The 754-nt window shown below is 47.6% G+C and carries 1 protein-coding gene; it reads left to right on the top strand.

From position 1 onward, the window contains the following. Positions 1-754, top strand: a 754-nt coding sequence (locus HFD99_RS24820) for a condensation domain-containing protein (RefSeq protein ID WP_167441055.1), incomplete at both ends; no start/stop codon positions are given.

Genomic DNA, 754 nt, shown 5'->3' with positions numbered 1-754 from the left:
AATTCGATCAGGATTATAAAGGCAACGATTTACAGCCTTCCGCTTATTCCATTGGTGTGCCTGTCAGCACGAACGCGGTTATGGATTTTGCACTGGATATCAACGGATTAATCGAGGATGGCGAGTTGGTGTTCACGATTCGCTACGGTACAACACAGTTCCGTCATGAAACGATGGAGCGGCTGGGAGAACTGCTGGCATCTGGCTTGCGTGAAGTCATTCATCATTGCGTCACCCAAGAAAGAACAGTGCTGACTCCAAGTGATGTGCTGTTAAACCATGTAACGCTGGACGAACTGGAGCAATTGGTGGAAGATACGCGAGATCTGGGCGAGCTGGAAAATGTGTATGCTTTGACGCCGATGCAAAAGGGTATGCTCTTTTTCAGTCTAATGGATGAGAGCTCGGCAGCTTATTTTGAACAGGCATCCTTTGAGTTGAATGGACGCTTCGATGTGGTTACTTTCGGTAAGAGCTTGGATCTGCTTGTACAGCGTCATGAAGCATTGCGGACGAACTTTATCAACTCATGGAAGGATGAGCCTGTACAAGTCGTTTTCCGCCATCGCAGCGGACAATTATATTATGAAGACCTGCGCGGACTAGAAAAAGAGGAACGAAAGGCGCGTGTGGAGGCTTTTACCCTTGCCGATAAAGCGAAGGGATTTAATCTCGCAGAGGATGCACTCCTTCGTATCTCGATCCTGCAAACTGGGGATGAAACGTATCACTTTATCTGGAGCTTCCATCACAT

Origin of the sequence: Paenibacillus sp. EKM301P, assembly GCF_011800295.1 — a bacterium.
Lineage (GTDB): Bacteria > Bacillota > Bacilli > Paenibacillales > Paenibacillaceae > Paenibacillus > Paenibacillus polymyxa.
This window is presented reverse-complemented; position numbering and strand designations above follow the sequence as displayed.